At 62.9% G+C, this 26,227-nt stretch carries 17 protein-coding genes; 12 read left to right on the top strand and 5 right to left on the bottom strand.

Features of this window, described 5'->3' with window-relative positions; all coding sequences use genetic code 11:
- Window positions 1-5 precede the first annotated feature (5 nt).
- The 4 genes from DTX69_RS03255 to DTX69_RS03240 all read left to right on the top strand — a co-directional run bounded on the left by DTX69_RS03255 (window position 6) and on the right by DTX69_RS03240 (window position 7,424).
- Window positions 6-812 (top strand): ABC transporter permease, encoded by an 807-nt coding sequence (locus tag DTX69_RS03255; protein WP_119300079.1) that lies wholly within the window; start codon window positions 6-8, stop codon window positions 810-812.
- Between the two features lie 28 nt (window positions 813-840).
- Window positions 841-1,875 carry an extracellular solute-binding protein gene (locus DTX69_RS03250; RefSeq protein ID WP_119300078.1) on the top strand — a complete coding sequence of 345 codons (1,035 nt, stop codon included), beginning with the start codon at window positions 841-843 and terminating at the stop codon, window positions 1,873-1,875.
- A 78-nt stretch (window positions 1,876-1,953) separates the two neighbouring features.
- Complete coding sequence (locus DTX69_RS03245) at window positions 1,954-3,390, top strand: amidase (RefSeq protein WP_119300077.1); 1,437 nt, start codon at window positions 1,954-1,956, stop codon at window positions 3,388-3,390.
- Window positions 3,391-3,614: 224 nt separating this feature from the next.
- Complete coding sequence (locus DTX69_RS03240; protein WP_162916594.1) at window positions 3,615-7,424, top strand: M10 family metallopeptidase C-terminal domain-containing protein; 3,810 nt, start codon at window positions 3,615-3,617, stop codon at window positions 7,422-7,424.
- Here the strand turns inward: DTX69_RS03240 and DTX69_RS03235 are convergent.
- From DTX69_RS03235 to DTX69_RS03220, 4 genes are all read right to left on the bottom strand, one after another.
- Window positions 7,421-8,206, bottom strand: coding sequence for a DeoR/GlpR family DNA-binding transcription regulator (locus DTX69_RS03235; RefSeq protein ID WP_119300075.1), 786 nt, complete (start codon window positions 8,204-8,206; stop codon window positions 7,421-7,423). The two genes, DTX69_RS03240 and DTX69_RS03235, sit on opposite strands and share 4 nt — an antisense overlap.
- 26 nt (window positions 8,207-8,232) lie before the next feature.
- Window positions 8,233-10,224, bottom strand: a complete 1,992-nt coding sequence (locus DTX69_RS03230; RefSeq protein ID WP_119300074.1) for an ABC transporter permease — start codon at window positions 10,222-10,224, stop codon at window positions 8,233-8,235.
- A complete protein-coding gene (locus DTX69_RS03225; RefSeq protein WP_284735520.1) occupies window positions 10,221-11,309 on the bottom strand; it encodes a quaternary amine ABC transporter ATP-binding protein in 1,089 nt (362 codons plus the stop codon). The genes DTX69_RS03230 and DTX69_RS03225 overlap by 4 nt, the downstream gene beginning before the upstream one ends.
- Window positions 11,310-11,401: 92 nt before the next feature.
- Window positions 11,402-12,370 carry an ABC transporter substrate-binding protein gene (locus DTX69_RS03220; protein ID WP_119300072.1) on the bottom strand — a complete coding sequence of 323 codons (969 nt, stop codon included), beginning with the start codon at window positions 12,368-12,370 and terminating at the stop codon, window positions 11,402-11,404.
- Window positions 12,371-12,590: 220 nt separating this feature from the next.
- Here DTX69_RS03220 and DTX69_RS03215 point away from each other — a divergent pair, with 220 nt between their 5' ends.
- From DTX69_RS03215 to DTX69_RS03190, 6 genes are all read left to right on the top strand, one after another.
- Complete coding sequence (locus tag DTX69_RS03215; RefSeq protein WP_119300071.1) at window positions 12,591-15,023, top strand: GcvT family protein; 2,433 nt, start codon at window positions 12,591-12,593, stop codon at window positions 15,021-15,023.
- A 10-nt stretch (window positions 15,024-15,033) separates the two neighbouring features.
- Window positions 15,034-15,966 carry a choline kinase family protein gene (locus DTX69_RS03210; protein ID WP_284735519.1) on the top strand — a complete coding sequence of 311 codons (933 nt, stop codon included), beginning with the start codon at window positions 15,034-15,036 and terminating at the stop codon, window positions 15,964-15,966.
- Between the two features lie 162 nt (window positions 15,967-16,128).
- Window positions 16,129-18,576 (top strand): GcvT family protein, encoded by a 2,448-nt coding sequence (locus DTX69_RS03205; protein ID WP_119300070.1) that lies wholly within the window; start codon window positions 16,129-16,131, stop codon window positions 18,574-18,576.
- Between the two features lie 46 nt (window positions 18,577-18,622).
- On the top strand, window positions 18,623-19,390 hold the full coding sequence (locus DTX69_RS03200) for a methyltransferase domain-containing protein (RefSeq protein WP_119300069.1): 768 nt from the start codon (window positions 18,623-18,625) through the stop codon (window positions 19,388-19,390).
- Complete coding sequence (locus DTX69_RS03195; protein WP_119300068.1) at window positions 19,387-19,956, top strand: GNAT family N-acetyltransferase; 570 nt, start codon at window positions 19,387-19,389, stop codon at window positions 19,954-19,956. Before DTX69_RS03200 ends, DTX69_RS03195 begins: the two co-directional genes overlap by 4 nt.
- 96 nt (window positions 19,957-20,052) lie before the next feature.
- On the top strand, window positions 20,053-22,470 hold the full coding sequence (locus tag DTX69_RS03190; protein WP_119300067.1) for a GcvT family protein: 2,418 nt from the start codon (window positions 20,053-20,055) through the stop codon (window positions 22,468-22,470).
- A gap of 3 nt (window positions 22,471-22,473) precedes the next feature.
- On the opposite strand, the gene DTX69_RS03185 is transcribed toward DTX69_RS03190, so the two are convergent.
- Entirely contained in the window at window positions 22,474-24,453 is a 1,980-nt protein-coding gene (locus tag DTX69_RS03185; protein ID WP_162916592.1) for an ATP-binding protein, read from the bottom strand.
- A 206-nt stretch (window positions 24,454-24,659) separates the two neighbouring features.
- On the opposite strand from DTX69_RS03185, the gene DTX69_RS03180 reads away from it, so the two are divergent.
- Both DTX69_RS03180 and DTX69_RS03175 read left to right on the top strand, forming a co-directional pair.
- Complete coding sequence (locus tag DTX69_RS03180; RefSeq protein WP_119300420.1) at window positions 24,660-25,106, top strand: RrF2 family transcriptional regulator; 447 nt, start codon at window positions 24,660-24,662, stop codon at window positions 25,104-25,106.
- Window positions 25,107-25,199: 93 nt separating this feature from the next.
- Window positions 25,200-26,219, top strand: a complete 1,020-nt coding sequence (locus DTX69_RS03175; protein WP_119300065.1) for a sulfate ABC transporter substrate-binding protein — start codon at window positions 25,200-25,202, stop codon at window positions 26,217-26,219.
- The last annotated feature ends 8 nt before the right edge of the window (window positions 26,220-26,227 follow it).

Raw genomic sequence — 26,227 nt, 5'->3', positions numbered from 1 at the left:
AGATCATGACGACCAGGAGCAAGCCCTTCGTCATCAACCGCATGCCGGGCTTCGGCACCATGGCGATCGCCATGTTCTTCATGCTCTATGCGCCGATCTTCCTGCTCGTGGTGTTCTCATTCAATGAGCGCGAGTCGCTCGCCGTGTGGGGCGGCTTCTCGTTCCGGTGGTACGAGGCCGCTTGGAACAATCGCGCCATCAAGGATGCGGCGTTCCGTTCCTTGTGGCTCGCCGCATCCGCTGCCACCATCGCGACGATGGTGGCGACGCTGGCGGCGATCGCGACCACGCGTACTGGGCCTTTCCGCGGGCTGACCACCGTCTATGCCATGATCAACATGCCGCTGATGGTGCCGGAGATCGTGACGGCCGTCGCGCTGCTGATCTTCTTCGCCTGGATCAAGGTGTCGACCGGCTATACCGGCGGCGCTTATCTGGTGGCCGCGCACGCCGCCTTCTGCATCCCGTTCGCCTATCTGCCGATCCGGGCCAGGCTGGAATCCATGGACGCGACCCTGGAGGTGGCGGCGGCCGATCTCTATGCCTCGCCGTTCCAGGCCTTCCGCCGCGTCACGCTGCCGCTGCTGTGGCCCGGCATCATGGCGGGCTACATGCTCGCCTTCGTGATCTCGCTGGATGACGTAGTCATCACCGAACACATCAAATCGGCCGGAATGGAGACATTGCCCACCTTCATGCTGGGGCAACTCCGCCGCTCCATGTCGCCGGAAGTCAACGCGGTGTCCGCGATCTTCTTCGGATTGTCGGTTCTGCTGGTCACATTCTTCTTCTTCCTCAATCGGAAGAAGTGATTTGAGGGTTTAACAAGGGAGAGAGGTCATGAAGTTGAGACTGTTGAGCGCCGCAGCCGGCCTTGGCCTGGCCGCGTCGGCAAGCGCCGCCCTCGCGGCGGGAGAGTTACAGATCTTCAATTGGGGCGACTACACGAGCCCCGATCTGATCAAGAAATTCGAAGAGAAGTACAACGTCAAGGTCACCGTCACCGACTACGATTCGAACGACACGGCGTTGGCGAAGGTTCGCGCTGGCGGCCACGGCTTCGACATCGTGGTTCCGACCCACATCGTCCTGCCGATCTGGATCGAGGAGGGGCTGCTGCTCGAGACGCGACCGGATCAGATGGAGAACTTCAAGAACGTCGATCCGAAGTGGGTCGACGTGCCGTTCGACCCGGGTCGTCACTACACCGTGCCTTGGCAGTGGGGCTCCACCGGCATCCTGCTGAACACAAAATATTCGAAGGCCGATCCGAACACTTCCGCGATCTTCCTGGATCCGCCGGATGAGCTGAAGGGCAAGATCAACGTCGTTCCGGAAATGTCCGACGTCATGTCCCTGGCGATCAACTATGCCGGCGGCGACTATTGCACCGGCGACAAGGAGATTCTGAAGAAGACCCGCGACATCCTGATGGAGGCCAAGCAGCACTGGATGTCGATGGATTACGGCAACCAGGAGAAGTACGAGAAGGACGACATCATCGTCGGCGTCAACTGGAACGGCTCCACGCTGCGCGCGCGCCTGAAGAACCCGACCATCGTCTACGGCTATCCGAAGGAGGGCTATCCCCTGTGGATGGACAACGTGGCGGTGCTGAAGGACGCCAAGAACGTGGAGAATGCCAAGCTGTTCCAGAACTTCATCATGGATCCGGAGAATGCGGCCATGATCTCCGCCTTCGCCCGCTACGCGAACGGCATCAAGGGGTCGGAGGCCTTCATGCCCGAAGACATGAAGAACGCGCCGGAAATCGACATCCCGGCGGAGTTCGAGAATGCGGGGAGCTTCTCCCAGGTCTGCCCGCCAGAGGTCAACGACCTCTACACCAGGATCTGGACCGAGCTGCAGAAGTAGCTCTTATCTCGAAGCCCCGGCGGGTCCTCTGCCGGGGCTTTTCTTGTGCCTTCCTCATCTCCCTGGAGACACTCCGTCATGAGCGATCTCGATCTCTGCTATCTGCCCGCGACCGAAGCGCTGGCGCGGTTCCGGTCGCGCAAGCTATCGCCGGTCGAGCTGATGCGGGCCGTGATCGCTCGTGCCGAAAAGGTGAACAAGAAGGTGAACGCCTTCACCTTCACCCACTTCGACGAGGCGCTGGAAGCCGCGCGCAAGGCGGAGGCCAAGTATGCCAAGAACGGCGCGCGTCTCGGCGCGCTCGAAGGCCTGCCGGTGGCCATCAAGGACGAGAGCTGGATCAAGGGCAAGCCGACCTCCTACGGCTCGCTCATCTACAAGGACTTCGTGCCTGACGTCACCTCGCCCAACAACGAGCGCATTTTGAAGGCCGGCGGCATCGTGCATGCGCGCACCGCGACCCCGGAATTCTCCTGCTCGTCGGTCACCCAAACGCGGCTCTGGGGCATGACGCGCAATCCCTGGAACCCGAAATTCACCCCGGGCGGCTCGTCCGGCGGCTCGGCGGCGAGCCTCGCCTCGGGCACGTCGGCGATCGCGACCGGCTCCGATATCGGCGGCTCGATCCGCATTCCCGCGTCGTGCGCGGGCGTCGTCGGCTACAAGCCGCCATACGGCCGCAACCCCGATGATCCACCGTTCAATCTCGATCCCTACTGCCATACCGGGCCGCTGGCACGGACGGTCGCCGATACGATCCTGCTGCAGAACGTGATGTGCGGGCCGAGCCCGATGGACATCGCGAGCCTCCGGCCCAAGCTGCGCCTGCCGATGCAGTACAAGCCGATCAAGGGCTGGCGGATCGCCTACTCCATGGATCTCGGCTTCTACAACGTGGACAAGGATGTCGTCGCGAATACGAAGGCGGCGCTCGATGTCTTCCGTTCGCTCGGCGCGACGGTGGAAGAGGTCGACCTCGGCTGGACCATCGACGCGCTGAAGGCGGGCGTCGATCACCTCAATCATCTGTTCGGTGGACTGATGGCGGGCTATGCGAAGAAGCATCGCAAGCTGATGACGCCCTATGCTGTCGACTTCGCCAGGCAGGGTGCGAAATCCAAGGCCGCCGATTTCCTGCGCGCGATGGAAGTCGCGACGAAGATGTATGCAACACTGGGTCCGATCCTCGAGAAATACAATGTGCTGGTCTGCCCGACCACCGCCTTGCCCGCCGTGCGGGCGGATTTCGACCCGACGCTGCATGACGTGAAGATCAACGGCAAGAAAGTGGAGGTCTGGCCGGTCATTGCCTGGTGCATGACGACGCCGTTCAACACCATGAGCCGCTGCCCGGTCCTGTCGGTGCCGTCGGGCCGCGCCGCGAACGGCGTGCCGACCGGCATCCAGATCGTCGGCCGCACCTATTGCGACGCCGACGTGTTCCAGGCCGGCATGGCCTACGAGACGGCGGCCGGCGGGTGGTATGGCAGCGCCAAGACACGACCCGATCTTTGAGTTGTCATTGGCAGAATTGCCGCAAGGCATAGTTGCCGTTAACTGCATTTAAGTGGTAGGTTGCCGACAATCGCGGGGCACTTATTCCGCGAAGTGGCCGGACCGTCAGTGGATCTTGCCATATTTGTTGCAACTTCTACTGAGGGCCAAGGATGCCGACGCCGAATACAAGTAGCGCCGTCTCCAATATTCCGTTTACTGGTAATCGTTCTCTGGATTCGTTGTTGGGGTTCTATAAGTGGGGCGGCGGAGTTGGATCGAGCGTTACGCTGACCTACAGTTTTCCGACGAATCCGGCGCTGTTCTCGACCGATCCCAATGTCGGGTACGGGAACCAGCAGTGGGAATTGTCACAATTCAGCCCGATGACGGAGGCACAGAAGGCGGCAACGCGCGCAGCGCTTGCGACCTGGGCGGAAGTCGCCAACATTACCTTCTCCGAGGTGGCCCTTGAGTCAGCCTCTGAAGTTGGTGATCTGCGCTTCGCGAATAGCGGTTTTGTCGGAGACCAAGGTTCCGCTGCATGGGCCTACTACCCTTGGCCGGCCGCACCTCTCGCGGGTGATGTCTGGGTCGATACCTACTACCCGCCAAACTTCCAGCTCAATCCTGGCCAGTATGGATTCTCAACGCTGGTGCACGAGATCGGTCATGCTCTAGGGCTCAACCACCCATTCTACGACCCCTTTGATCCCCAGAAACCGGTATTGCCGGCGGCGCAGAACAACCAGCGCTACACGATCATGGCATACAGCCTGTACAGCGGCGCCACGATCGAAGCGTACGGCCCGATGTTGTACGACATCTTGGCGATCCAGTACCTCTACGGCGCCAATATGACGACCCGCGCCGACGATACCGTCTACACCTTCCAGACGAACAAAGAATACCTGGAGTGCATCTGGGATGCCGGTGGGCATGACACCATCGACCTCTCCAACCAGACCCGCAACCAGGTTATCGACCTGAACGCCGGCACTTTCAGCTCTATTGGCGTCAAGCGAAACGGCCAGACGGCGGTCGGCAATGTAGCGATCGCCTTCAACGTCACGATCGAGGACGCAATTGGCGGCAAGGGGCATGATAAAATCACGGGCAACAGCGTCGCCAACCTGCTGGAAGGCGGCGCCGGCAATGACATGCTCTTCGGCGGAGCCGGCGACGACACACTGAATGGCGGCACCGGTGCGGACTCGACGTCCGGCGGAAAAGGCAACGACGTTCATTATGTCGACAATACCCTGGACAGGGTGATCGAGGCCGCAGGCGAAGGCATCGATACGGTCATCTCCACCATCAGCTACACCCTGGGCGCGAATGTGGAGAATCTGACACTGGCTGGCACGGGCAAGATCAACGGCACCGGGAATGCCCTCGCCAACACGATCATCGGTAACTCGAGCGACAACATGCTGAACGGCGGGCTCGGGGCCGACGTGCTCAAGGGCGGTGCCGGCAATGACACCTACATCCTCGACAATTCCAACGACATTGTCGATGAGGAGGGTAACACCGACGGCAATGACAGCGTGAGGTCGAGTGCCTTGATCCTCGCTGCCTTCGCGGGGGTCGAGAACTATACATACGCCGGTGCCAAGGCTTGGAACTTCACAGCCAACGAACTGGACAACAACGTTGCCGGCAGCAGCGCCAACGACACGGTGAGCGGCGGCGATGGCAACGATACGCTGCTCGGCAATGGCGGCAATGATCTGCTGATCGGCAATGACGGTAACGACTTGCTTGATGGCGGGATCGGCAACGACAAGATGAGTGGCGGCGCCGGAAACGACGCTTACATCGTCAACGCCGCGGGCGATGTGATCGATGAGGAGGGCAGCGGCGACAGCGACGATATCGTCCGCTCCACCATCACGGTGAACTTGGCGGTGCTGGGGGGCGGCGCGATCGAGCATGCGATCCTGCTTGGCACCGGTGCCATCAATGTGACCGGCAACGCTTCGAACAACGCTCTCACGGGAAACAACGGGGCTAACAAGCTGGATGGCGGCGCGGGCGCCGATACCATGATCGGCGGGCGGGGCGCGGATACCTATGTGGTGGACAACATCGGCGATGTTGTTTTCGAAGAGCTGGGCGGCACGGCCGGCGGCATCGATCTGGTCCTGAGTTCCATCGATTACACGCTGGGCGCGAATCTCGAGAAGCTAACCTTGATCGGCAGCGCCAACATCAACGGCTTGGGCAACAACCTGAACAACCTCATCACCGGCAATGACGGCAACAACCGGCTGGACGGCGGGGCCGGCAACGACACGATGATCGGCGGTAGAGGGAATGACACATACGTCGTCAACTCGATCGGCGACGTGGTGCAGGAGACCGTGCTGAACAACGCCGGCGGTGGAACCGACACGGTCGAAAGCTCCATCACCTTCACCCTGGCAACTCGGACCAATATCGAGAACCTGACTCTTACCGGTTCCGCCAACATCAACGGCACCGGCAACGCGCTGGCCAATCTGATCCTCGGCAACGCCGGCAACAACGTGCTGGATGGCGGCGGCGGCGTGGACATGCTCAGGGGCGGCGCTGGCAATGACATCTATCTGATCGACCACCTCGGCGATCTCGTCGACGAGGAGGGCAACACGGACAGCGCCGATGAGGTCAGAACGCGGGCTTCGATCGCCGCCGGCTTCACGGGTGTCGAGAACTACACCTATATCGGCACCAAAGTCTGGAGCTTCACGGCCAACGAGTTGGACAACAAGGTAAGCGGCGGCGCTTATAACGATACTCTGAATGGCGCCGACGGCAACGACACGCTGCTCGGCAACGGCGGGAATGACCTGCTGATCGGTGGCAATGGCAACGATCGGCTCGATGGGGGTGTCGGCAATGACCAGATGAGGGGTGGCGCGGGCAACGACACCTACATCGTCAATGCTCCGGGCGACACCATTGATGAAGAGGGTAACAACGACAGCAACGACGTCGTCCATTCCACTGTAACCGTCAATCTGGCGGTGCTGGGCGGCGGCGCGATCGAACATGCGATCCTGCTCGGAACCGGCGCTATTAATGCGACGGGCAATGCGTCCGATAACGTTTTGACCGGCAACAGTGGCGCCAACAAGCTGGACGGTGGCGCGGGCGCCGATACCATGATCGGAGGCAATGGCGCTGACACCTACGTCGTCGACAACATCGACGACATGGTCGAAGAGACGACGGGCGGAGCAGCCGGCGGAATCGACTTGGTGCTCAGCTCCATCGGCTACACGCTGGGTGCCAATGTCGAGAAACTGACTCTGACCGGGACGGCCAACATCAACGGTACCGGCAACAATCTCAACAACACCTTGATTGGAAACGACGGTAACAACGTCCTCGATGGCGGGGCCGGCAACGACACGATGACTGGTGGGAAGGGGAATGACACCTACATCGTCAACTCAGTCGGGGACGTGGTGAACGAGACCGTGCTGAACAGCGCTGGCGGCGGCGTGGATACGGTCATCAGTTCCGTCACCTTCAGCCTGGCGACGCGCACCAACATCGAGCATCTGACCTTGAGCGGCGGGGGGAACATCAACGGCACCGGTAATGCGCTCAACAACGCGGTCACCGGAAACGGTGGCGCCAACATCCTGGACGGCGGTGCCGGCAATGACACGCTGGTGGGCGGCGGCGGCAACGACACCCTCATCGGCGCTACCGGCAATGATACCCTGCATGGCGGCGCCGGAATCGACAGGCTGACCGGCGGGGCCGGGCGCGACACCTTCGACTTCGACGCGCTAAGCGAAGCCGGCGACACGATCACCGATTTCACTAAAGGCGCCGGAGGTGACGTGCTCGACATCTCGGACCTGCTCGACAGCGTCGCCTATGCCGGCAACGACGTGTTTGGCGACGGCTATCTGAGCTTCAGTTACAACGGTACGACGACGAACGTCATGTTCGATGCCGATGGCGGCGGAGACAATGCCGTCCTCCTCGCATCCTTGCTGAACGTCAACCTGACGAGCAGCAATCTGGAGAACTTCACCTTCAACTACACCGTCTAAGCCACCATCAACTCGACATCCGCCGCCTCCAGGGCTTCCGCCAGCTCTGCGGGTGGCGGGCCATCGGCGACGATGAGGTCGATGTCCGCCAGGGGGCAGGCGGCGATCAGGCCCTTGGCGGTGAACTTGCTCTCGTCGGCGGCTAGGATCACGCGCTCGGCGCGGTCGACGAGCATGCGGCACACCTCCACCTCGCACATATGGTGGTCCATCACGCCGAACTCGCGGCTGATGGCGGCGGCGGAGATGATCGCTGTCTCCACGCTGAATTGCGCGAGATAAGAGAGACAAGCGGGACCGTAGGCAGCACAATCGTCGGCGCGCACTTCGCCACCCGCGAGATAGACCCGGTTGCCTTCGCCCGACGCCAGCATCTGCGCGACGGGGGCGGAGATCGTGACCATGGTGAGGTTGCGGTGGCCGCGCAGCGCCTCGGCGACGTAGAGCGTGGTGCTGCCGCTGTCGATCAGCAGGGATTCGCCGTCCTTGATCTCGCGCGCGATCGCCTGGGCGATGCGCTTCTTGGCGCCCATGTTGGCCGCCATGCGCCGCTGCAGCGGCTCGTCATCGCGGCTCTCCGGCCACAGCACGTTGCCATGCTGCTTGACCAGGATGCCTTTGGCGGCGAGGGTACGGACATCGCGCCGGATGGTCTCGGTCGAGACCTGCAGCGCGTCGGCGAGCGCGCTGACGCTCATCACGCGATCCCGGCGCAAGCGCTCTACCAGATCCTCCTGACGAGGATTGAGGCGGAGCGATGTCCAGCCTTCTTCCGATGCCATGTAGGTGCCCTCTAGCTGAATGCCCTCTAGCTGATATCCGCACCCGGCGCGATGCCGAGCCGCCGGCGGAAGCGATCGGCGCCGGCGCGCAGCAGGCGGTCGGCCACGATCCCCAGGAACGCCACGCACAGCCCCGCGATGATGCCGCGCCCCATGTCGACCTTGGTCAAGGCGATATAGACCTCCTGCCCCAGATCGCGCGTGCCGACCAAGGCGGTGATCACCAGCATGGCGAGCGCGAACAGGATGGTCTGGTTGATGCCGAGCATGATTTCCGGTAGCGCCAGCGGCAGTTGCACACGCCACAGGATCTGCCGCCGCGTGCAGCCGGTCGCGACTGCCGCCTCGATCAGATGCGGCGGCACCTGCCGGATGCCGTGAATCGTGTAGCGGATCGCCGGCGTGACCGCGAAGGCGACGATAGCGATTAGCGCGGTGACGTCACCCACGCGGAACAGCATCACCACTGGAATGAGATAGACGAACGATGGCAGGGTCTGCAGGGTGTCGACGACGACGCGTTGCACCCGGTCGAACCAGTCGCTGCGGGTCGCGACCACGCCCAGCGGAATGCCGATGGCGGCCGAGATCGCGGCCGAGATCGCGCAGAGATAGACCGTCGTCATCGCCTTTTCCCACATGCCGACCGCGGCGATGAAGGCGATCAAGGCGCCGCACAAGAGCGCGAGGTTGCGGTCCCGCAGCCGCCAGCCGGCAAAAGCCACGATCAGCACAGCCCCCGCCCACGGCAGGGCAAGCAGGGTCTGCTTGAGCGGGTTCAGCACGTGCAGGAGCAGTATCGTGCGGATGGCGTCGAAATAGTCGAAGAAGTTGATGTTGATCCATTTGACCAGCGCGTCCCACATCGGCGCCGTGGTCACGGTCATCGCATCGGGAACTGCAGCGAACAGCGGAACGACGCGGCCGAGCAGGGTCGTCACGATGAGCACCGCGATGCCGGCCAGGAAATAGGGGTGCCGGCGATGGAACGGCGTGCCCGGGCGATAGTGATCGACCTTCGATTCGGCCGCGGCGTGGCTCAGCCGGTCCAGCGCGATGGCGAGGGCGGTGATGGCAAGGCCCGCTTCCAGCCCGGCGCCGATCTTCTGGCCCCGCAGCGCGAACAGCACATCGTAGCCAAGGCCATCCGCCCCAACCATGGAAGCGATGATCACCATGTTGAGGGTCAGCATGATGACCTGGTTGACGCCGATCATCAGTGTCGGCTGGGCGCTGGGCAGCAGGATGCGCCACAGCATCTGTCGCCGCGTGCAACCCGTCATCCGGCCCAGTTCCTGGATATCCGTCGGCACGCGATGCAGGGCCAGGGTCGTCGCGCGCACCATCGGCGGCATCGCAAAGGCGACCGTGGCGATCAGCGGCGTGACCGGCGTGAAGCCGAACAGGAACAGCGTCGGGATGATGTAGGCGAAGGCCGGGACCGTCTGCATCAGATCCAGCAGAGGCCGCACGAAATAGATATCGAACCGCGGATGGCGGTAGGCGGCCACACCGATGACGAGCCCCAGCAGCACGCCGACCGGAACACACACCACAACCAGCGCCAGCGTAAGCATGGCCCGGTCCCATTGCCCGAACAGTGCCAGATAGAAGAAGCAGAAGAACGCGACCAGGGCGGTTCGCCTGCCGCCGAACGCGTGCCCCATCAGCGTGACCGCGGCCAGCACACCGATCCACGACAGGCGCGGGATGGCGGTCGCGGTCGCGCCGGTGCCGAAGGTGAACCCCTTTGCGAAGAGCCCGACTGCGACGTCGAGCGGCGCCTGCAGCACGGCGGAGATCGCGCGCGTCACCGGCATGACGGAGTCGATGATGGCTTTCGAGAGGGCGGTGATCTCGCGCGCCAGGGGCAGAACCCATGCCTTGGGAAAGTCGGCAGCCCACGGTACCAGCTGGTGCTGCATGCCGACCGCCAGCGTGCCGAGCAGCAGCACGGCCCAGATCATCGTCGGCCCGATGGTGCGCCGCGGCGCGCTGCCGAGCGCGATGTCGGTCATGGAGCACTTCCGTTGCCGCGGCCGAGCAGCATATCAAGTACGGGCCGTGGCGCGATCTCGCCCACCAGGCGCCCTTCGGCATCGACCACCGCGAACGGCTTGCCGGTCTCGATGATGCGCCCGGCGACGGCGCCGATCTTGTCGGTGTCACGCACCTGGCCGATGAGGGTGTGGGCGCTGTTGAGCGGCTGCATCAGGCTTTTCACCGACATCACCTTGCTGCGCTGCACGTCGCGGGTGAACTCCGCGACATAATCGGTGGCGGGGTGCAGCACCAGCTCTTCCGGCGTTCCGACCTGGATTACCGCGCCGTCCTTCATGATGGCGATGCGGTCGGCCAGGCGGATGGCCTCGTCGAAGTCGTGGGTGATGAAGATGATGGTCTTCTTGAGCACGGCCTGCAGGCGCTGCAGCTCGTCCTGCATCTCGCGCCGGATCAGCGGATCGAGCGCCGAGAAGGGCTCGTCCAGGAACCACAGATCTGGCCCTACGGCGAGCGAGCGCGCGATGCCGACGCGCTGCTGCTGCCCGCCGGACAGTTCGCGCGGATAGGAGAGCTCGCGGCCTTTGAGGCCGACCAGCTCGATCACCTCACGCGCGCGGGCGATGCGTTTGGATTTGGGGACGCCCTGGATCGCGAGCGGGAAGGCGACGTTGTCGAGCACGCTGAGGTGCGGCAGCAGCGCGAAGTTCTGGAACACCATGCCCATCTTGTGCCGCCGGATCTCGATCATCTCGCGCTCGCCGGCCTTCAGCAGGTCGCGCCCCTCGAACAGCACCTCACCGGCCGTCGGCTCGATCAAGCGCGAGAGGCAGCGCAGCAGCGTGGATTTGCCCGAGCCCGAGAGGCCCATGACGATGAAGATCTCGCCCTCCGCGACGTCGATGCTGACATCGCGCACCGCCCCGACCAGCCCCGCAGCGGCCAATGCCTCGGCGTCCGGCGACATGCTGTGGCCGGCCAGAAAGGTCTCGGCTTCGGGACCGAACAATTTCCAGACATGGCGGCAGGAGAGCTTCACCGGATGACCGGTTTCGGCGCTCGATCTCTGTTGTTCCACCACCGGCATGTCCGCTGCCCCCACCGCGTTCCTCCCAGGGTCAGTTTGTCTGCGACGAAACGGGCCGGCAAGTGCCACACTTGCCGGCCCCGTGGTGTGCCGTCACCAGCTGGGTGCTATTGGCTCGCCCACTTCTTGATCTTGTCCTGGTTCGCGGCGACCCAGGCGGTCGCAACCTCCTCCAGGCTCTTTCCGTCCAGGTCGACCTGGGAGATCAAAGCATTCATCTCCGCCGCTTCGAACTGATAGTTCTTGGCGATCCGGTAGGCCGTCGGCCATTTGTCCTTCATGCCCGCCCAGGCATATTTCCAGATCTCGCCGAACGGCTTGCCGCAATCATAGGCCAAGTCTGGATTCATGCCCCATTTCGGATCGTTGTAGCACTCGCTGGTGTATTCCGGAAACTCTACCCACTCGCCTTCGTACTTCGCGACCGCCCAATGCGGCGAATAGATCCAGAGCAGGATCGGCGCCTTGCGCTGATAGGCCGATTCCAGCTCCGCGAACATGTTCATATCCGTACCGGCGTGGACGACTTCGTAGTTCAGCCCCAATGCCTCGACACGCTCGTCATCGTAGCCGCCCCAAGTCACGGGCCCGCCGAGGTAGCGCCCCTTGGGCGCCGTTTCCGGCGTCGAAAAAGCTTCGGCGCAGTCGTTCAGCGCCTTCCAGTCGGGCAGGCCAGGGCACTTCTCTTTCATATAAGCCGGATACCACCATTCCTCCTTGGCAGATGGACCAAGAGGACCAAGGCGCTCCACCTTTCCGGTCTTGTCCGCTTCCGCCATCGCTTCACCCGCGGTGGTGTCCCAGTATTCCAGGCCCAGCGTCAGGTCGCCGGTCGGGATGCCGGTCGTGACACTCGCGAGATAGTCGGCGTTCACGATCTCGACGTTGTAGCCATACTGCTTGAGGATGACTTCCATGATCTTGGTGTTCAGAACGCCGCTGGTCCAATCGAAGTTGGCGATCTTGATCGGATCCGGGCTTTCCGGGCTTTCGGCGACGGCGGGCGCTGCCGTCGCAATCAGGGTCAGCGCCGCCAAGCATGCCAGCTTCTCGCCTCCCAGAAACGCTTTGCGCATCTATGCCTCCTCCAACTCTCAACTTTGTCGTTGGGCCGAGCTTCACCCCTATTTGCTGATTGCTCGCTCGCCCCGAAATCCAACATGGATTTCAAGGCGTTCGCAAGGGAAATGTTAAAATTCTGTGGGGTGCATGCGGTTTTAGTTGGCTTTGGTGCTGGAAATTTTGCGAGTCGTGTGGTTTCGTGCTGACGAATTGCGACCCCGGGAGCCCACCAACTTGTCCGAACTCGCGAATACTGTCCGCCATGCCGAAATCCTGATCCTGGGCGGCGGCATTCTCGGTTGCTCTATCGCCTATCACCTGACGCGCGCCGGGAAACGCGATGTGGTGATCCTCGAAAAAAGCGGGCTGACGCATGGCGCGACTTGGCACGCGGCTGGCCTCGTAGGTCAGCTTCGCTCCTCGCGTAACACCACGCGCATGCTGAAATTCTCGGTCGAGCTCTATGACCGGCTGGAAGCGGAAACCGGCCAGGCGATCGATTGGAAGAAATACGGATCGCTGAGGCTTGCCTGCTCCGATCAGCGCGAGATGGAGAATCGCCGCCTGATGACCATGGCGAAGAGCTTCGACCTCGAGATGCAGTGGCTCTCGCCCCGGCAATCGCGGGAGCTCTTTCCGTTGATGAGCATGGAAGATGTGCGCTCCGCGATCTATATCCCGAGCGATGGCTATATCGATCCCGCCAGCGTCGCCCAGGCGCTGGCGAAAGGCGCGAAGGACAAGGGCGCGAAAATCGTGATCGGCGAGCGCGCCATCGGCTTCAAGGTCGAGAATGATCGCGTGACCCGCGTCGAGACCGACAAGGGCGAATGGACTTGCGACTTGCTGGTAAATGCCTGCGGCATGTGGGGGCACGAGGTGGGCAGGCTTGCCGGCGTACGCGTGCCGTCCTTCGCGGTGGAGCACCAATATCTCATCACCGATCCGATCCCCGATGCACCCAAGCGCATGCCGACCATGCGCGATCCCGATCATCTCGTCTATTACAAGCCGGAGGTGCGCGGGTTGGTGGTCGGCGGCTATGAGCCGAATACGCTGCCGTTCGCGCCGAACGGAATTCCGCGCGAGTTCGCGCAAGAGCTGCTGGCCGGCAACTTCGATCGCTTCGAGCAGCTGGCAAAGCTTGCCGCCAAGCGCACGCCGATCATCAACGAAGTCGGTGTGCGGCAATTGCTGAACGGGCCGATTCCCTATTCGGCCGACGGCGATTTCGTGATGGGCAAGGCGCCGGAGCTCGTCAACTATTTCGTTTGCGCCGGATTCCTCTACGGCATCGCGGCGGGTGGCGGCGCCGGTCGCATGATGGCGGAATGGATTCTGGAAGGCCGTCCGAGCCTCAATCTGTGGCCGCTCGACATCCGGCGCTTCTCCTTTCACCACGCGACCAGGCACTTCATGTACGCGCGCGCCGTGGAGCTCTATGGCGGCCACTACATGTTCGCGTTTCCGGCCAAAGAGCACGGGACGCAGCGCGGCATCCGCCGCTCGCCGCTTTACGAAACACTGAAGGCGCGTGGCGCCGTGTTCGGCTCGCGTGGCGGCTGGGAGCGCGCGAACTGGTTCGCGCCTAAAGGCATCGAGCCGAAGGACAAGCCGGATTTCGATCGGGCCAAGACCAACTGGTTCCAGCACGTGGGCGAGGAGCACAAAGTCGTGCGCGAGCGCGTGGCGCTGATCGACCAGACCTCGTTCTCAAAGTTCGAGCTGATCGGGCCGGGCGTGGTGCCGTTTCTGCAGCGCATCGCCGTCTCCAACATGGACCGGCCGATCGGCAGCGTCATCTATTCGCAGCTCTGCAACGAGCGCGGCGGGATCGAATGCGATCTGACCTTCACGCGGGTAGGGGAGAATCGCTACTACTTCGTGACTGGCGCGGCCTTCGGCAAGCATGATGCGCACTGGATCGAAGGCCAGCTGCGTAAGGATGGCTCGGTGCAGCTGGTCGACGTGACTTCGGCGCGGGCGGTGATCAATCTCTGCGGTCCCAAGGCGCGCGACGTGCTGGCGCAGGTGGCGGAAGAGGATGTCTCGAACGCGGCTTTCCCGTTCGCGACCATGCGCGAAATCACGGTCGGCGCGGCGCCGGTGTGTGCAATCCGCATCGGCTATGTCGGCGAGCTCGGCTGGGAGCTGCATGTGCCGACGGAATATGCGGCCCATGTCTATGATCTGCTGCGCGAAGCGGGAGAAACGCACGGCATCGCCGATGTCGGCTATCGCGCAATCGATTCCCTGCGTACGGAAAAAAGCTATCTCTACTGGTCCAGCGATATCACCCCGGACTACACGCCGCTGGAGGCCGGCCTCGGCTTCCGCGTCAATTTCAACAAGGGCGAGTTCATCGGCCGCGCTGCGCTGCTGAAACAGCAGGAGGAAGGCGTGAAGCAGCGCCTCGTCACTTTCCTGCTCGATGAGTATCTACCGCTCTATGGCAGCGAAGCGGTGATGCTGGATGGCAAGGTCGTCGGCGTCACCACCGGCGGGAATTTCGGCTACACGGTGGGAAAGGCGATCGGTTACGGCTACCTGCCGGTCGATCTGATCGCGCGCGGCGACGTTGAGATCGAAGCCTTCGGCAAAGTGAGCAAAGCGAGAATCGCCACAAAGGCCGCCTACGATCCCGAGAATCTGCGGCTGAAAGCGTGAGGCGGGCCACATGAGCGCGGACATCGATCGCAAGGATGTGCTGACCGCGATGCGCGGCATCGACCTGTTCAAGGACGTGCCGGAGAACGCGATCAAACTGGAGCGGCTGGGCGGCTTGACGAACCGGAACTTCCGCATCGATTCGCCGCTCGGCCGTCATGTCTTGCGCATCCCCGGTGCCGGCACCAGCGAATACATCAACCGCAGGAACGAGGCGCACGCCGCCAAATCGGCGGCGGCGGTCGGTGTCAATGCCGAGGTCGTGCATTTCGACGAAGTCACAGGCGTCATGCTGTGCCGCTATATCGATGGCGGCGTCACCCTGAATGCCGACCGCTTCAAGGACCTCGGCTCCGTCCAGCGCTCCGCGTTGGCGTTGAAGCGCGTGCATGAGCAAGCAGCGCCGTTCCTGAATCGGTTCGAGCTGTTCCAGATGGTGGACGAGTATCTGGACATCCTCGCCAAGAAGAACGCGCCGCTGCCCGACGGCTATCACGATGTGAAGCGCGAGGCCGAAGCCGTGCGCGCGGCTCTGGGTACGCGCCCGTTGCCGATCAGGCCGTGCCATTGCGATCCGCTGGCGGAGAATTTTCTGGATACCGGTGCCCGCGCCTATGTCATCGACTGGGAATATGCCGGCAACAACGATCCGATGTGGGATCTTGGTGATGTTTCGGTCGAAGCGGCGTTCGGACCGGAGCAGGACGAGGCGCTGTTGGAAGCCTATTTCGGCGGCAAGCCGCCCGCCGCTGATCGTGGCCGCATGGTGCTCTACAAGGCGATGTGCGACTTGCTCTGGACGCTCTGGGGCATCATCCAGCATGTGAATCAGAATCCTGCCGACGATTTCTGGGCCTACGCCGTCAACCGCTTCGAACGCTGCAAGACGCTCATGGGCAGCGCCGAGTTCGGCAAGCATCTGCAGGCGGTGCGCAATGGCTGACGACTGTACGGCGGGTTCTCCCTCCCTAGCCTCTCCCGGTGTCGGGGGAGGGGATCGCAGCTCTGAACTCAGCTACCTTCCTCTACCCCCAGCATGGGGGAGGGTCGGGGCGGTGGAAGCGAGCGGGGGCTCCATGCCCCTTTCGAACAACAGGCTCCACGCATGACCACACTTCCCACCCAAGCCCGCGCTATCATCATTGGCGGCGGCATTATCGGCTGCTCGACGGCCTATCATCTGGCCAAGCTGGGCTGGAAGGATGTCGTGCTGATCGAGCGGAACAAGCTGACTTCCGGCAGCACGTGGCATGCGGCGGGGTTGGTGGGACAGCTGCGCACCTCGGCCAACATCACCCAACTGTTGAAATACTCGGTCGAGCTCTACGACACGCTGGAGCAGGAGACCGGCCTCGCGACGGGGTGGAAGCGCAATGGCGGCCTGCGGCTCGCCTGCAATGCGGAGCGCATGACAGAGATCAAGCGCCAGGCGACCACCGCGCACTCCTTTGGGCTGGAGATGCATCTGCTCTCGCCGCAGGAGGCGCAGAAGCTTTGGCCGGTCATGGACATTTCTGACGTGGTTGGTGCGGCCTTCTTGCCGACCGATGGACAGGTCAATCCCGCCGATCTGACGCAGTCGCTCGCGAAAGGGGCGCGGCAGGGCGGCGTCAAGATCATCGAAGATGTTGCGGTCACCGGCATCTTGATCGAGAAAGGCCGTGCCGTTGGTGTCGAGACCAGCCAAGGCACGATCAAGGCCGAGGTGATTGTGAACTGTGCCGGCCAGTGGGCGCGGCGCATTGGCGAGCTCGCCGGTGTCAGCGTGCCGCTCACTTCGGTGCAGCACCAGTATCTCGTGACGGAGCCGATCGCCGGCGTGCCGAAGAATCTGCCGACTCTACGCGATCCCGACCGCCTGATCTATTTCAAGGAGGAGGTCGGTGGGCTCGTCATGGGTGGCTATGAGCACAACCCGAAGCCCTGGCAAGCCCATCCATTGCCGGAGGATTTCGCATTCCAGCTGCTCGACACCGACACAGACCATTTCGAGCCGCTGATGGAACAGGCGCTCGCACGTGTGCCGGCGCTCAGCACGGCCGGTATCAAGCAGATGATCAACGGCCCGGAGAGCTTCACGCCCGATGGCAATTTCATCCTGGGCGAGGCACCGGAGCTGGAGAACTTCTATGTCGGCGCCGGGTTCAACGCCTTCGGCATCGCGTCAGGCGGAGGCGCCGGCCGCGCGCTCGCCGAGTGGGTGGCGGAAGGCGAGGCGCCGATGGATCTGTGGCCGGTCGACATCCGCCGCTTCGGCCAGGTGCATCGCGACCGCACTTGGGTGAGCACCCGCACGCTCGAAGCCTATGCGCACCATTATTCCATGGCATGGCCACATGAGGAGCTGGAAAGCGCGCGACCGGTCCGCACCTCGCCACTCTACCGTCGCCTGAAGGAACAGGGCGCAGTGTTCGGGTGGAAGCTGGGATGGGAACGGCCGAACTGGTTCGCGCCGAGAGGAGTGGAGCCGAAAGACGTCTACACCTACAGCCGGCAGAACTGGTTCCCCCATGTGGGCGCAGAGCACAATGCTTGTCGCGAAAACGCGGTGGTGATCGACCAGACGTCTTTCGCCAAATTCCTGATGGTCGGCAAGGACGCGGAGGCGGCGCTCTCCTGGATCTGCGCAAATGATGTGGCGGTGAGGCCAGGGCGCCTCGTCTATACCCAGATGCTGAACGAGCGTGGCGGCATCGAATGCGACCTCACTGTCTCGCGGCTCGATGACGATTGCTACTACATCGTGACCGGAACAGGCTTCGCGATCCACGATTTTCACTGGATCCGCAGCCACATCCCGGAGGGCCTCGATGCGCGGCTGATCGACATGACCTCGTCCAACGGGGTATTGAGCCTGATGGGACCGAGGGCGCGCGACGTTCTCTCTGCTGTCACCGAGGCGGACGTGAGCAACGCTGCTTTCCCTTTCGGCCAGCATCGCGAGATCACGATCGCCGGCGTGCCGGTGCGCGCCTTGCGCGTCACCTACGTGGGCGAGCTGGGCTGGGAACTCCACATGCCGCTGGACTCGCTCGCCAGCGTCTATGACGCGCTGATGCAGGCAGGTGTGGTGCACGGCATCCGCAACGCGGGCTATCGCGCGATCGAAAGCCTGCGCCTGGAGAAATTCTATCGCGCCTGGTCCAGCGACATCACACCAGATCATTCGCCACTGGAAGCAGGCATGGGCTGGGCGGTGAAGCTGAAGAAGAACATCCCGTTCCTGGGGCGCGAGGCGCTGACCAGGCAAGCGATGAAGAAACTGCCCAAGCTGCTTGCCTGCTTCACGGTCGACGATCCGTCGATCGTGCTGCTTGGGCGCGAGACCATCTTCCGCAACGGCCGCCAAGTCGGCTGGCTTTCCTCCGGCGGGTACGGCTATACGCTCGAGACCAATATCGGCATCGGCTATGTGCGCGACAAGGAGAACGGCGTGACGCTGGAGGACGTGCTCTCCGGTTCGTACGAGCTGGAAATCGCCTGCGCGCGCTATCCCGCCAAAGTCAGCCTAGAGCCGCTCTACGATCCGAAGATGACGCGGATCAAGGCGTAGCCGGCACCCTCTGGTCAAAGGCCGGGCTCTGGGCTCTGATAGGGCCATGGTTGACCAGATCTCTCACGACTACGACACCGCGATGCTGGACATGCTCCAGATCATCTGGGGCGAGGGGTGCCTGTCGCCCGGCGGTCCGCAGGCAGTGCGCGAGATCATGGGAGGTATCGACCTCTCCGGAAAGCGCGTGCTCGACATCGGCTGCGGCATCGGCGGGCTCGATCAGGTGCTGGTGGAACTCGGCGCTGCGAATGTGATGGGGGTTGATGTCGGAGCGCCTTTGATCGCACGGGCGCGACAGCGCGTCACAGACGACCGGATTTCCTTCAAGGTGATCGCGCCGGAGAAGCCGCTGCCCTTTGCCGATGCCAGCTTCGATATCGTCTTTACCAAAGATGCCTGGCTGCATGTGATCGACAAACGGGCTCTGCTGCGCGAGGTGCACCGCGTGCTGAAGCCGGGCGGTCGCCTCGCGGGCGGCGACTGGATGAAGGGGCCGGGGCCCTTCAGCGCCGACATGCTCTATTTCATCGAGTTGGAGGGTATTCCCTATCATCCGACCACGCTCACGGACTACGGGCTAATGCTGCACGAATTCGGCTTCGAGGACGTGAAGCTGGTTGATACAAACGCCTGGTATTGCGATCTCGCCAAGCGGGAGCTGGCTCGGATGTGGGGCGAGCTTTTTGACCTCATGACGCAAAGCTTGGGCGCGGAGATGCGTGACCATTTCATCGAAGATTGGCGCATGATGACGGTCGTTCTCGATAGGGGCGAGCTGCGTCCCGGCCGGCTATGGGCTAGGAAGTCATGAACACCGAAACGCCCATCGAGCCGTTTGTCCGGCCGGCCATTCCGGACGATGCGGAAGGGATCGCAAAGGTCCACGTGAAGGGCTGGCAGGAGGCCTATGTCGGGCAGTTGCCGCAGCACGTGCTGGACCGGCAGTCCGTGCCGACGCGTTTGCGGATGTGGGCCGGGCTGCTGAAGGATCCGCCCGGCAGCCGCTGGACCTTCGTCGCGATCGACCCGGCTGCCGGGATCGTCGGCTTCGTCGGCGGCGTGCGCGCCAGGCCCGTGATGTTCGGCCCGGCTTTCAAGGTGCCCGTCCTCTACGTCCTGCAGTCGCATCTGCGCCGCGGCCTGGGGCGAAAGCTGATGCATGCGCTGGGCGACGCGATGGCCCGGCACGGTGCGGGCGAAGTTGCGCTCTGGTCGCTGGCGAGCAACGGATCGGCGCGGTCGTTCTATGAGCGGATCGGCGCCAGGCTGTCGTCGGTGCTGGTGGAAACCGATCGTGATGGGCGGCTGGTGCTCGCCGGCTATCGCTGGCGCAGCGCCGCGGACCTGGCGGCAAAGTCCGGCAGCGAACATGACTAAATCTCACGGGGCTACTGACCATTTGGCGCGTTGCCGGGCTCCGGTGTGCTTGGCAGAGTTCGCGAGGCTTTCCGAATTCGCGAAGGACTCGTTCTCATGAAATCGCATGTACGCGTGGCGGTGGTCGGCGGCGGCGTGGTCGGCGTCAGCGTGCTCTATCATCTCACCAAGCTCGGCTGGAGCGATGTCGTATTGATCGAGCGCTCGGAGCTGACCTCCGGCTCGACCTGGCATGCGGCAGGCGGCATGCACACCATCAACGGCGATACCAACATGTCGGCACTGCAGGCCTATACGGTGCGCCTCTATGACGAACTGGAGAAGGAGTCGGGACAGGTCTGCGGCATGCATCGCGTGGGCTGCCTCTATGTCGCCGCGAATGAGACGTGTATGGATTACTTTCGGATGGAGCGGGGGCGAGCGCGCCATCTCGGCCTCGATCTCGACTTCGTTTCATTGGACGAAGTGAAAAAGCTCAATCCGTTGATCGACACGTCGCGCTTCATCGGCGCGCTCTTCGACCCCAATGATGGCCATGTCGATCCCTCCGGCGTTACCAACGCCTATGCGAAGGCGGCGAAAGCGAAAGGCGCAGAGATCTATCTGCGCAACCCGGTCGTCGAGCTAAAACAGACGGCGAAGGGCGGCTGGCTGGTCGTCACCAAGGAAGGCACCATCGAAGCCGACTATGTCGTGAATGCCGGTGGCCTGTGGGCGCGCGAGGTCGGGCGGATGGCCGGCGTGGAGCTGCCCATCATTCCGATGGAGCACCAGTATATCGTCACCAACGACATTCCCGCCGTCGCTGCGCTTGACCGCGAACTGCCGATGTCGATCGATTTCGACGGCGAATCCTATCTGCGGCAGGAAGGCAAAGGCCTGCTGATCGGTACCTATGAGCATGGCTGCAAGCACTGGGCGGTCGGCGGCACGCCGCAGGACTTCGCCCACGAGCTGCTGCCCAATGATGTCGACCGGATCTGGAGCGCGCTCGAAATCGCCATGGAGCGTTATCCCTGCCTCGCCGACGGCGGGATCAAGCGCGTCATCAATGGCGGCATGGTTTTCTCGCCGGACGGCAACCCGATCATCGGCCCGGTACGCGGCTTACATAACTACTTCCTCGCGTGCGGTGTCATGGCCGGTTTCAGCCAGGGTGGCGGCGTCGGTCTCGCCGTGGCGCAATGGATCGTCGAGGGCGAGCCGGGCATGGACGTGTTTGCCATGGATGTCGCGCGCTACGGCGAACACGTAAACGCTGCGTACGTGCTCGAGAAGACGACGGAGAATTATCGCCGCCGCTTCACCATCACCTGCCCGAACGAAGAATTGCCGGCCGCGCGTCCGCTCAAGACCACGCCGGCCTATGGCGCCTTCCAGCAGGCGGGTGCCGCCTTCGGCGCGCTCTATGGCTGGGAATACCCGCTGTGGTTCGCGGGCAAGGGCAAGCAGGCGAAAGAGACGCCGGCCTTCCGCCGATCCGATGCTTTTGCGCGGGTCGGCGAGGAAGCGAAGGCCGTGCGCCAAGCAGTCGGCCTGTTCGAATCCTCCTGCTACGCCAAGTTCGATGTGGCGGGGCCCGGCGCCACGGCGTTTCTCGATCGCCTGATATGCAACAGGCTGCCGCAAGCGGACGGCAAGACGGCGCTGGCGCCGTTGCTCACGCCCAAAGGCCAGGTGTTCGGCGACCTGACGGTTACGCGTCTTGCGGCAGACCATTACCTGATGATCGGATCGCCGACTGCCATCGTCTACTACCAGCGCTGGTTCGACCGGAATCGGGGTGGCAAGGACGTGACGATCCGTGACGTGACGGCTGATTGGACCGGCTTCTCGCTCACGGGGCCGAAGGCGCGTGACGTTCTGGCCGAGCTTGTCAGCGAAGATATCTCGCAGCAGGCCTTCCCGTTCCTGTCGGCGCGGCGCATGAAGGCGGGCTTGGCGGACGCGATCGTGATCCGCGTCAGTTTCACGGGCGAATTGGGTTACGAGATCTACACCGCGCCGGAATTGCAGCTGCATGTGCTGGAGCGGCTTCGTGCAGCCGGCAAGCCGCACGGGCTCAGGCTCTGCGGCATGCGCGCGCTCAACGCGTTGCGCCTGGAGAAGGGCTACGGCTCCTGGGGCCGCGAATACAGCGTCGACTATACGCCGGCGGAGGCGGGTCTCGGCCGCTTCGTGCGGCTCGACAAGGGCGATTTCATCGGGCATGACGCCGCGAAACGCGTTCTAGGGGAGCCGTCGAAGCGCCGCCTCGCGATTTTCGCGCTCGCTGAGGGCGACGTCGATCCGATGGGCAATGAGCCGATCCTGGCGGACGGCGAAGTCGTAGGCCGGCTGACCTCCGGCGGCTTTGCGTTCCACGTGGAACATGCCATCGGTCTCGGTTACATCCGCAGCGAATTCGCCAATGACTCTCGCGCGTTGGAGATCGAGATCCTTGGCGAACGGCGCGCGGCGCGCATGCTGAAGGATGCGCCCTATGATCCGGACGGCAAGCGTCTCAGGATGTAGGTGTTACAGCGAGCCGAGCAGCCGTTTCAGGTCTTCGTCATCTTCGCTGCTTGCAGCGGGTTCCGGCACTGTTCGCAGGTCGGCGCGGCGGATGGGGGCGGCATCGGTCGCAATGGAGCGGCGCAGCGCGAGGGTCAAGCGATCGGGGTCGATCGGCTTCGGCACGTAGTCGTTCATACCGAGGCCGAGGTAACGCTCCTCATCGCCCGCCATCGCGTTCGCAGTCAGGGCGATGATCGGCAGCGTCATATACTTGCCGCCGAGCTTGCGAATACTCCGGGTCGCTTCGACGCCGTCGATCACCGGCATCTGGATGTCCATCAGGACGCCGTCATAGCGGCTGTTCTGCACGGACGCGATCGCCTCGGCGCCGTCCTTTGCGATGTCGCATTCGTGGCCGGCGGTACGCAGCATGGAGGCGATGACGACCTGATTGACGTGATTGTCCTCGACCACCAGTAGATTGAGCCTGCGCTCGCCGGGCAGCGCCAGCAGGCGCGAGCGCGTACCCGCCTCCGGCATCGGCAGGACCGTGGCATCGGCGATGGGGCTGTCCATTGCGAACCAGAAGGTCGAGCCTTTGCCGGGCGCGCTGTCGACGCCGACCTGACCGCCCATCAGTTGTGCCAGTTCCCGGCAGATCGCCAGGCCGAGGCCCGTGCCGCCGAACTTGCGCGTGGTGGACGTGTCGGCTTGGCTGAATTTCTGGAACAGCCGCGGCATCGTATCGGGGTCGATGCCGATGCCGGTGTCCGTGACGGAGACACGCAGGCGATACAGCCTTTCGCCGCGTGGCTCGCCGGACAGGTGCACCGTGACGGTCCCGCGCTCGGTGAACTTGATGGCATTGCCCAGGTAGTTGGCGACGATCTGCCCGATGCGGTTGGCGTCGCCCATCAGGAGCGGCGGGACGCCGGGATCGACATGGCTCTTCAATCCCAGCCCTTTGTTGAGGGCCGATGGGCGCCACAAGGCCATCATGTCGTCGAGCATGCGCCGCGGCCGGAACGGCGCGACGTCAAGCTCCAGCCGGCCCGCCTCGATCTTGGAGATGTCGAGGATGTCGTTGAGTATGCTGAGCAGGGTGGAGGCCGCGCTCGCAAGTGTGCTCAGCTTCTCGCGCTGGTCCGGCTGCAGCAGCGTCGACATCAACACATGCACCATGCCGACGATGCCGTTCATCGGCGTGCGGATCTCGTGGCTCATGGACGCCAGAAACTCGGACTTGATGCGGTTCGCGGATTCGGCGGCGTCGCGCGCCTTCAGCAGGTCCTTGTTGAGCGCATCGAGCTCTTCGGTGCGCCGCTGCAGCGCCAGCTCGGCATTGCGGCGCTCGATGGCATGATCGCGGAAGACAGCGAGCGCTTGCGCCATGCGGCCGACCTCGTCATGGCGCGACACGAAGGGGATCTGGCCGCCCAACTGACCGGTCGCAAAGCGCTGCATCAGGTTTGTCATGCGGTCGAGCGGACGTGTCAGGAAATGCAGCGCGGCGAAGACGCTGGTGAGCAGGGCGACTGCCAACGCGCCCACGGTATACAGGATCTGCTGCAGGTGGCGCTCTTCCGCAGCAACCACGACATTGCGCGACAGGCGCACCAGGATCCAGGCGATCTCCTTGCCGTTCACGAAGATCTTGGCCTTGCCCTCGACATGCGGGCCGTCGGCGATGCGGTTCGAGACGGCGACGAACTCGGGGCCGTTAGTCTCCCAGATCACGGCCCGCTGAAAGCCCTCGACGACCCTCAAAGCTTCCAGCTGGGAGCGGGTATTGTCCTTGTCGAACTCCCAGACCGAACTGGCGACCGCACCGGAATAGAGGTTGGCCAGGTTCTGGGCGGTGGCGCGCAGCTCGCCCATCCGCTCGACCCGGAAGCGTTCCATTTCGTAAGAGACGAACGCCGCCAGGATCGCCAGCACTGCGACGGACAGCGCAACGACGATCTTGACCTTCAGTCCGAAAGCGGGAGGACGCGCAAGCATGGCGGGCTTTGTAGGATCAGTCTGGTTAAAAACAGCATAATAAATGCGCCGACCCACCATCAGTATAAGCGCCTTAACAGACAAATTGAATGCGGATTCAATAAGTTGGCAATTCCATGGCGCCCGTGTGGCTATCCTTCAGAATGGGGCCCTGGCTTGACAGGGGGCCGTAAACCGATAATGTCTATCGAGTTTACGGAGTAATGATGCTCTCGCAGAAAGCCAAATACGCGTTGCATGCGCTGCTTTATCTGGCGGACCAGCCAGTCGGCGAGCCGACGCAGATTGCGGAGATCGCCGAGAGCCAGCATATGCCGCGCAAGTTTCTGGAGCTGATCCTCTTGGAACTCAAACGTCATGGGGTGGTTCGGAGCATCAGAGGCAAGCATGGCGGCTACACACTCGCCAAGTCGCCTGAATCCATCACGTTTGGCCAGGTCGTGCGCTACATCGACGGGCCGTTGGCGCTGGTACCATGTGCAAGCAAGACGGCGTACCGACGGTGCGAGGATTGCCTGAGCGAATCGGAGTGCTCCATCCGGGACACCATGCGCAAGACCCGCGACGCGGTTGCGCGCGTCCTGGACAGTTCAACCCTGGCGGAGGCCATCCGCCGGCCTCATCACCGAATAGACATTGGCGCAGGAATCTAAGGAGGTGTCAGACTTCGGCGCGGTCGGCCGAGGCGATCATTGGAATGAATGAATAATTCGAACGGGATGTGCTGAAACTAAGGGAGAGCAACGATGGCAAACCGACTGAACCGCCTTGTCTGCGGCGGCGCCTTTGCGATTGGACTCTTTGCCGGAGTGAGCGCAGCTCGCGCCGATACCACATTGCTGAATGTCAGCTACGACCCCACGCGGGAATTCTACAAGGCAATCAATGAAGGCTTCGCCGCCAAGTGGAAAGCGGAGACCGGCGAGGACGTCACCATCGAACAATCCCATGGCGGCTCCGGCAAGCAGGCCCGCGCGGTGATCGACGGCCTCGAAGCGGACGTGGTAACCCTGGCGCTCGCCTATGACATCGACGCCATCGCGCAGAATTCGGACCTCATCGACAAGGACTGGCAGAAGCGACTGCCGCACAATTCATCTCCGTACACCTCGACCATCGTGTTCCTGGTGCGCAAGGGCAATCCCAAGAACATCAAGGACTGGCCGGATCTCCTGAAGGAGGACATCCAGGTCATTACGCCGAACCCGAAGACCTCGGGTGGTGCGCGCTGGAACTATCTGGCGGCCTGGGCCTATGCCTTGCAGCAATCCGGCGGCGACGAAGCCAAGGCCAAGCAGTTCGTCGGCAATCTCTATAGCCGTGTGCCCGTGCTCGATACCGGCGCGCGGGGCAGCACGACGACCTTCGCTCAGCGCGGCCTTGGCGACGTTCTGCTGACCTGGGAGAACGAAGCCCATCTCGCGGTCAAGCAGCTTGGCGCCGACAAAATCGAGATCGTGGTGCCGAGCGCGAGCATCCTAGCCGAACCGCCCGTTGCATTGGTCGACAGCAATGTCGACGATCACGAAACGCGCAAGGTTGCGGAAGCCTATCTCGAATATCTCTATTCCCCGGAGGCCCAGGAAATCGCGGCGAAGAACTTCTATCGCCCGACCGATCAGGCAGTCGCCACGAAATACAAGAGCCAGTTTCCGGAGATTCCGTTGGTGACGATCGCCGATACGTTCGGCGGCTGGCAGGAAGCGCAGAAGAAGCATTTCGCCGACGGCGGAATCTTCGACCAGATCTATCGACCCGGTCAGTAAGCATAGGC

It is taken from the genome of Dongia deserti (assembly GCF_003574735.1).
Taxonomy (GTDB): domain Bacteria; phylum Pseudomonadota; class Alphaproteobacteria; order Dongiales; family Dongiaceae; genus Dongia_A; species Dongia_A deserti.
The sequence above is the reverse complement of the archived record's forward strand: the minus strand, read 5'-3'. Positions and strand labels throughout refer to the sequence as shown.